The organism is Salmonella sp. K21076 (assembly GCF_039650795.1).
Taxonomy (GTDB): Bacteria; Pseudomonadota; Gammaproteobacteria; order Enterobacterales; family Enterobacteriaceae; genus Salmonella; species Salmonella enterica.
Genome location: NZ_JBCLYA010000021.1, coordinates 1 through 7896, shown reverse-complemented (window position 1 = coordinate 7896; position 7896 = coordinate 1). Strand labels below are relative to the sequence as shown.

At 54.9% G+C, this 7896-nt stretch carries 9 protein-coding genes; all 9 read right to left on the bottom strand.

From position 1 onward, the window contains the following. Positions 1–185 (bottom strand): ogr/Delta-like zinc finger family protein (locus AAYN39_RS07790; RefSeq protein ID WP_001787161.1); only part of this gene is annotated, 185 nt, incomplete at its 3' end. A 90-nt stretch (positions 186–275) separates the two neighbouring features. After that, positions 276–1376 carry a phage late control D family protein gene (locus tag AAYN39_RS07785; protein ID WP_001011760.1) on the bottom strand — a complete coding sequence of 367 codons (1101 nt, stop codon included), beginning with the start codon at positions 1374–1376 and terminating at the stop codon, positions 276–278. Beyond that, positions 1373–1858 (bottom strand): phage tail protein, encoded by a 486-nt coding sequence (locus tag AAYN39_RS07780; protein WP_000980381.1) that lies wholly within the window; start codon positions 1856–1858, stop codon positions 1373–1375. The genes AAYN39_RS07785 and AAYN39_RS07780 overlap by 4 nt, the downstream gene beginning before the upstream one ends. Continuing rightward, positions 1855–4932, bottom strand: coding sequence for a phage tail tape measure protein (locus AAYN39_RS07775; protein ID WP_001282793.1), 3078 nt, complete (start codon positions 4930–4932; stop codon positions 1855–1857). The genes AAYN39_RS07780 and AAYN39_RS07775 overlap by 4 nt, the downstream gene beginning before the upstream one ends. Beyond that, positions 4925–5044 carry a GpE family phage tail protein gene (locus AAYN39_RS07770; RefSeq protein WP_000763311.1) on the bottom strand — a complete coding sequence of 40 codons (120 nt, stop codon included), beginning with the start codon at positions 5042–5044 and terminating at the stop codon, positions 4925–4927. The genes AAYN39_RS07775 and AAYN39_RS07770 overlap by 8 nt, the downstream gene beginning before the upstream one ends. A 14-nt stretch (positions 5045–5058) precedes the next feature. Next, on the bottom strand, positions 5059–5361 hold the full coding sequence (locus AAYN39_RS07765; RefSeq protein WP_001280897.1) for a phage tail assembly protein: 303 nt from the start codon (positions 5359–5361) through the stop codon (positions 5059–5061). Positions 5362–5415: 54 nt separating this feature from the next. Next, complete coding sequence (locus AAYN39_RS07760; protein ID WP_001207656.1) at positions 5416–5931, bottom strand: phage major tail tube protein; 516 nt, start codon at positions 5929–5931, stop codon at positions 5416–5418. Between the two features lie 9 nt (positions 5932–5940). Further along, positions 5941–7113 (bottom strand): phage tail sheath protein, encoded by a 1173-nt coding sequence (locus tag AAYN39_RS07755; RefSeq protein ID WP_000046142.1) that lies wholly within the window; start codon positions 7111–7113, stop codon positions 5941–5943. A gap of 142 nt (positions 7114–7255) precedes the next feature. Then, positions 7256–7822 carry a recombinase family protein gene (locus tag AAYN39_RS07750; RefSeq protein ID WP_000905046.1) on the bottom strand — a complete coding sequence of 189 codons (567 nt, stop codon included), beginning with the start codon at positions 7820–7822 and terminating at the stop codon, positions 7256–7258. Between the last annotated feature and the right edge of the window lie 74 nt (positions 7823–7896).

Below are 7896 nucleotides of genomic sequence, written 5' to 3'. Positions count from 1 at the left end.
GGATGCGGCTGAACCGGATTTGACTCTTTTGGCGTTGCAATCGAACGAACAAAAGTTTCATGGGTAACAAAAGTATGGCTGCAGTTAATGTTCTGGCACTGGTTGTAACGCTCTTTGGTCAATGAAGATACCTGAAAACTGCTGCGAGTATGGGCGGCACTTCCACACAGTGGGCAAATCATCATTTTTCGAGCTCTCCCCATTTTTGCTAAATTCACAATAATGATACCGCATTATTCCATTTTGCAAACTTAAAAGTTCTCCATTGCGAAGAATCATTCCATTTCGAAATCATCAATCCTCACTTCAAGCTCCAGACTGGTCGTAAAACCATTATCCGGGCTGACAGTATGTGTCAGGGTGGTAATGGTCCATTCCGCATCATCTATCGGCTGTTTAAAGCCACTGACCTTCACAGGCATTTCCGTGTAGAGATCTGCCCGACCTTCCGCCAGTTGTAGCGAGAATGACGCAACGCCGCGTTGCAAGCGTTCCCACTGCATTTTCGCCGCTCGTTCGGCGTTGCTCCGGTTGGCATAAGTGCGATTAAGTACCAGCACGTTTTCATCCGTCCCCACCAGGTAATCGCCCTGCTTCGCTTCCGGCTCTTTCTTCTGCTTCTTAGTCCTGCGCTTACGCTTCACCGTGGTGCTTTCTTTCTTCGCGGGTTCGCGGGTATGCAACCAGCTGGCAATTACGCCCGTGTAGGCTCCGCGATCTGCCAGGGTAAAGCGGTGACTGTCGCCGTCCTTCCGTGTGATAGTGATCACCGGCAGTGGTTTACCGCTGGCGCTTTTACCCTGTCCCTGCCGGATGAATAACAGATTGCCATTTTTCACCGACGCAATAGCACCGTACTGGCGCGCCAGCCGCATCAGAAAACTGCCGTCACTCTCATTGGTCTGGTCTATATGCTCCACGGGTTTATCCGACAGGTCTTCACCCAATGCCATCTTCAGTTTGTGCCGCGCAGCTATTTCCTTCACCACTTCCCCAACGGTGGTCTTGTGCCACGATTTTTCACGGCGGGTATTCAGGGTTTCACGAAAATCAGCACTTCGCGCCCGGATAGTCAGGCGGTCCGGTGCGCCAGTGTGTTCAATCTCGTCCACCGTGAATGCTCCTTTCGGGAAAAGCGGCTGCCCCTTCCAGCCCAACGCCAGCGTAATGACAGCCCCACGGCGCGGCAGCACGATTTTTCCGTCGGCGTCGTCCAGCTCCAAATCAAGCTGGTCTGCTTCAAAGCCCCGATTGTCCGTCAGCGTCAGACTCATCAGGCGGTTATCCAGCACAGTGGTGATATCCTTCCCCTCAATACTGATGCTGAATGCGGGAGTTTTGTTGCCTTTGTTAAGCAGTTCAGAGCTGAAATTCACGACAGCAGCCCTCCCACCGTTTTACTGATATCGCTTAAGGCAGACGTTACCGTATCCTGCAAATTATTCAGCTGCGCACTGAGATCACCGAACATATCGGACAGGGATTCATCCACCCGTTTGAGCGACAGGGTGAACTCAATCCGGCGCGGCATACCATCGCGGAAAAACTCCGTTTTAGTCTGATTCAGTCCCTCAATCACATACATGCCGTAAATCGTGCCGCTGCCTTCAATCAGGGGCCATGCTTTTCCCTGTTCTGCCATCTGCTCCAGAGCCAGCAACGACAGTCTGCCGCCCGTTATCTCCGGCATAAGAACACCAGAAAGCGTCAGCATGTCGTTGTCCGGTCCCAGAAACTGCGTGGATGGACGTCGGTTGACCCGGCTGTTTGCCGCATGTCGCCAGCTGCGTTGATACAGCAGTTCCTGATACGGCACAGTGCGCAGCATAAACACGTACAATCCCAGCACCATCATCATGCGTCGTATCCCCCCTGATCGCTGTAGTTACTCCTGGCTTTTGCCTTCAGCCTGCGTTCACGTTCATCAAGCTGGCGGGCCACCTCCCGCGCAATATCCTGCACACTTTGTCCTGGCTGCGTCTGAATGATGATCTGCGTCGGTGCCTCAATCCGTTGAACGGGCGACACAGTGGCTGCGCGACTCACCATCGCTTCACCGCCTTTCGCGGGAAATGCCAAAGGGTGCAACGGTGGAAGCTCTGCTGGCGCGGCAGCAACACCCATCATTCCGGCAACAACGGCAGCCAGTGCAGCTGTATTTCTCCGGCTGGTCACGTTTGCCGGGCCGTTGACAATTTCAGGCCCGTTTTCACCGACAATGCCAAACTGCCCGCGCGGGATATACCCACCGCTGTCATACATCCCCGCAAAACCATATCCCCATGATGGGAAACCACCTGATGGCATCATCACTTTACCGTCTGCATTCACCGTCGCAGGTTGCTGACGCGTCACGCTTTCCGGCAGTTTCGCCTTTGCAGCCTCTTTACTGACAATACCGAGTTTCTCCAGCAACCAGGAAACGCCGGATTTCAGGGAGTCCAGCGGATGCATGACCATATTCAGCCCTTCCGCCAGTGCCTCCCCGAATCGTCGCCCCATTGCCGCTGCGCTCTGCAGTTCGGCAGAGGTCGACTTAACGGGCGTCAGCAGATCAGTAAACCAGCCCCACAACGCCTGCACTTTGTCGCCAATCCACTGAAACACAGGCTTAAGTGGTTCGAATGCTGCACTGATGGGACCTGCCGCCGCTTTGAATCCTTCCACCACGCCACCGAGAAATGCGGTGATGGGTTGCCAGTATTTCCAGACAACCAGCGCCACGCCCGCCAGTGCAGTAACCACAAGACCTATCGGACTGAGCAGAGCACCTAACAGACCAGATACGGCATACAGGGCAATGCGCAACATCGCCAGCGGGCCGGATGCGAGCACACGCAGCACCGCGCCTGCGGCAGCCAGCCCACCGCGTAGTGCTGCCAGTGGATTCATAAACATCACAGCAACAGCACGTAAACCGGATAATCCAGACCGCAAAAGTGCAACCGGCGCACCTGCTACAGTTTTCAGGACATTCCCCGTCAGTGATGCCGTGCGGCGCAAAGACGACAACGGCGCAGTAAGTAAACCCGCAGCGTTGCCCGATGAAGCAAGCCCGCGTCGCAGCAGTGCCAGTGGTGCGCCAGCCAGCCAGGACAACGCGCTGCTAGTTCGGGTTACTGCTGCCGTAACGGAAGGTAACGTTTTGATACCCAGCACAGAGAACCCCAGACGGATGACTGCCAGCGGCCCCAGCACTGCAGCCAGCGCCACCGCTAAGGTGCCGAGGCCCACGGTAACGGCAGCCACCACAGCGGCTACTTTCATCAGTGTGCCCGTCAGTTCCGGGTTAGCTTCCACCCAACGACGCGATGCTCCCGTGACGCTTTTCACCATGTACAGAATATCCATCAGCGGCTGGCGCAGCGTTTCGCCCAGGCTGCTGAAGGTGTTCTGCGCTCCGGTTTTGACCAGCAACCACTGCGCAGAAAGTGAGTCCTTGTTAATGTCGGATTCTTTCTGCATGGAGCCGAGCGCATCATTGCCCGCTGTCAGTTTTAGCTGGCGCTGCAGTTCCGGCAGGTTGTTTGCCAGTTTCGCCGCGTCATCGCCAAACTCTTTACCAAACAACATGGTCATGGCAGACAGACGCTTGTCCTGCGGCAGTGCGTTCACCTTCTCCAGCACACGCTGGATAGTTCCCATCGCATCCTTCGTCATCTGCTTTTCAATAACTTCAGGATTGAGTTTCAGCAGATTCATCCCTTCAAAGAAACTCTTGCTTTGCATGGTGGCAATGGACAATTCACGCACTATCGCGTTTGCTGCACTGGCTGCAACCTCCGGCGCAGCGCCCAGTGTCAGAAAGGTGGAACCCAGCGCCGCCGCTTTACGATAATCCAGACGGTCAGCCACACCGCCCAGACGTTGCATGACATCAATAATGTCTGCCCCTTTCGACATGGCGTTATCATCCAGATAGTTCAGCGCATCACCGAGCTGTTCAATATTGCGGGTAGGGATTTTGTAGAGCTGGGCGATTTTCCCCAGACTTTCTGACAGTTCATCCGCTGGCAGCTCAAAGGCTGTTGCCGCCTTTGCTGCCGTACTGGCGAAGGCCAGCAGGTCACGTTTCTGGTCTTCCCAGCTGTCGTCAGGGTTTGCGACGTTCATGCGCGCACCACCTTCAACCAGTGCAGCGAAGTCTACCGCACCGTTTTCCATCGGCAACTGTTCGCTGGCAGCCTTGATGGCATCCTGCATTTCATAAAAACGTGCAGTGCGGTTGCCATTATCGTCACGCAGACCATTGACCTGCTTTGCCACACCTTTCATGGCATCTTCCATGCTGGTATAGCTTTTTACTGCCGCCATCACTGGCGTCCCCATTGCCAGCCCTGCCGCCGTGGTGGTGGCTCCGGCTCCTGCGATGCGATCGCGCACCTCCAGCGAACGGGCATAACTGGCACGCGCCACATTCATCCTGCGCTGAGCTTCCCCCAGTCGCTTCAGCCGCGCCTCCTGTTTCGACAGTTCCTGGTTATAACGTGATGTTTCACGGGCTAAACGGGCAGTTGCTCCCGCATCATCTTTCGCAGAAATTCCCGCCCGGTACAGTTCAGCACGCACAAGCGCCGTCTGCTGCTGCAGCTTTTTCTGGCGTTCTTCCAGGCGCTGAACAGCCAGCCGTTGACGGCCCAGAGCAACAACCTGACGTTGCGAAGGCGGCCCCATCGCTCCCAGTTCCTGACTGAGCAAATTTGCACGCTGGCGGGCATAGTTCAGCCTGTCGCCTAATTTCTGATTTTCTGCCTGCAGCTTTCGGAAGCTGTCCAGACTGCTCCCGGCCTGATCAAGCTGCTTTATTGCATCGCGGGATTTTTTGACAGCAGCAGCCAGTTCTCTTGAACTGGCCTGCGCAGATCGAAATGGGCGGGTGAGCTTGTCAACCGCATTAAGAATGACCTGCAGACGCAGGTTGTTATCACTCATCGTTGGCCCCGCTTCTCTGAATCGCTTTATACCGCCATTCCAGCACTTCGGTCAGCGGCATAACGTCAGTAACGGATGGCGGCCAGTGAAAAATGGTGGCGATATCTGCCACCAGATCGTCAACCGTCAGGCTGTCGGTAAACCGGCAAGCACCGACTTCTTCAACAAAAAAGTGACAACCTCAACCGACATGGCAGTGAGATCTGCCGGGTCCATCTCTGCAATTTCCTGTGCAGTCAGTGCCGGGCTGGAGATGCGGGGGATCACGGTCATCATCGCGTTCACATCCATATCCATAATGGCCTGCAGGCGTGTACCGCGCAGCGCACCGGACTGCGGTTTACGCAGCACAATTTCGGTGATTTCCGTTTTTCCGCGCTTGATGGGAGTATCCAGTTGAATGGTCTTTTCAGTCTTCTTATCGCTCATTTTGCTGTCCTGTAAATTGGGTTCTGGCGCGGTATCCCACGCCGTTCAGATACATCAGAGGCCGAGGGCGTTACGGTGCGCTTCCATCAGGTCCACACCGTCCACAATTTCCACCATGTTGATCAGGTCCACTTCATAGAGCACCTCACCATTGATGGTCAGCTTCGCGTAGCTGTTGGTACTGGTCACTTTGGTGGTGTTGCTTTCGCCCGTCTTCCACTCGCCGGAATCCACTTCTTTGTGACGTCCACGCACCACAAGCTCCACGGCCTGCACTTCCCCGGTATCATCACGCTGAATAGAGCCGGTAAAGCGCAGCTGGATGCCATCCACCGTGGCTTTGCCCATCTGCTTAAACAGCAGCAGCTCAGTACCACCAATGGAAAATTCCGTATCCAGTGCGCCGTCATCCAGCCCCAGATCCACATCCACTGCACCCGGCATTCCGCCGCCGCGATACTTCTCATATTTGCGGGTAAATTTCGGCAGCGTCAGCGACTCAACGATCCCCTGCCAGTTGTTCCCGTCATTAAACAGGTTCAGGTGTTTTAATTTGCGTGGTAAAGCCATGTTGTCCCCTTACGCGCTGACCTGGCTGGAGAAATTCACCAGGTACTGATCGGTGATGCGCTGACGCAGCATCAGGTTTTCAAGTGGCGGCACTGGCGTGTAGTCGTAGTCGATGGTGAGTTTTCCGGCTTTCAGCGTGTCTTTGTCGTTCACCGACTCATCCAGCCAGCAATCACCACCAATGAGATAGCCCTGACTGACCAGGCTGCGCATTTTGGCGCGGATACCCTCGATAATGTCGCGGGCCAGCGACGGATTCAGCGGTTTATCCACCGCCCACATGTGCGCTTCTGCCATCGTGTCCGTCAGCACCTGCGCCGTGCGGGTGTAGTTTTCGAAGGCAAAGAGCGGGTCATCACTCAGGCAGCGGGAACCCCAGAAGCGGAAACCGTCTTTACGCACAAGCGTGGTGACGTCGTTCTGGTTCAGCAGTCCCGCATCGGTTGCCGGGTCCTGCAGATCCCAGAACACATCAGCAGAAATTCCGGTGACACCGTTCACGCCCACGTTGGACAGGCTTTTGTGCCATCCGGTCTGCTCGTCAATTTTGGCGCGCAGACCAAGCGCACGGGCGGTGGCATATGCCGTTGCTTCGGCATTCAGCACAGTGTCCCAGCCAGTAAAGTCAGGCCAGATCAGCATCCCTTCGCGCTGGCTGAAGTTTTCACGGTAAGTGATCGCCTCCTGTACCGTCTTGCAGCCATACGCTGACAGGTAAGCAAATCCACGCAGGCTTTGCGCCACGCTCAGCAACTCAGTAGCTACCGCCTTGGTGTCGTGGCCTGGCACGCCGAGAATGCGCGGTTTAACGCCAAGCTGTGACTGGGCAGATAACAGGGCTTTCATGCCTGTTTTTTTACCTTCAGCGGTCACTGCGCCGATGATATTGGTCGTGGTTTCTTCTTCCGTTTCACCCTGCGGCACACGCACAACAACGGTCACGGGTTTTGCCTGGTCAGCGATGGCATCCAGCGAACGGGCCAGCGTGCCTGACTCACCCGCTTTACCGCTGGCAGTCAGCACATCAGTGATCAGCACGGGTTTATTAAGAGGAAACATTTTTGCATCGGCATCATCGCCCGTGCAGACCATACCCACGATGGCGGTGCTCACCGTGGTAATGGATCGGGTGCCTTCGTTGACTTCAACAACGCGCACCCCGTGGTGGTAATCCTGAGCCATAGTGGCGAACCTCCTGATTGGATTAGGCTTCGCCCTATGTTGAAGTGATTGTGCCTGACAAACAGCTAAGCGCAGTTGTACCGTTATTCACACAAAATGACGGTATTTGTCTGCTTTCAGGGATAATCAAAATAAAGCTGATTCAGGGAGATTTATTGTTCTTATTTGCCGGAAATTTTCGATAAATGGTAGAAACGCCTACATCAAAAATCAGTGCAATACGCTGTCTTGATTCTCCGGCCTCGAGTAAACGCCCAATCTGTGCCCACTGTTCGCTGGTCAACTTAGGACGGCGTCCACCTACTCTGCCTTTAGCACGAGCTGCAGCCAGCCCCGCCCTGGTACGTTCAACTATCAGTTCGCGTTCCATTTCAGCCAGGGCACCCATGACATGAAAAAAGAAACGGCCCATTGGGGTGCTGGTATCAATACTGTCAGTCAGGCTTCGGAAATTCACGCCACGCTGGCGCAGCTCTTCTATCAGCGTAACAAGATGCCGCATACTGCGCCCCAGTCTGTCCAGCTTCCAGACAACCAGCGTGTCTCCTGCCGATAGTGTCCTGAGCAGCTTTTTCAGCCCCGGTCTGTCGGACTTGGTGCCACTGATTTTATCCTCAAAAATCCGCTCACATCCCGCACAGCTCAGTGCATTGCGTTGCAAATCGGTGTTCTGGTCATTTGTTGACACGCGTACATAGCCAATAAGCATGATCATCCCCCTGAATAAAAACCGGAGATGATGCCAGTTAGCCGTTATCTCTGCATTTTCATAAACGTTGGTTT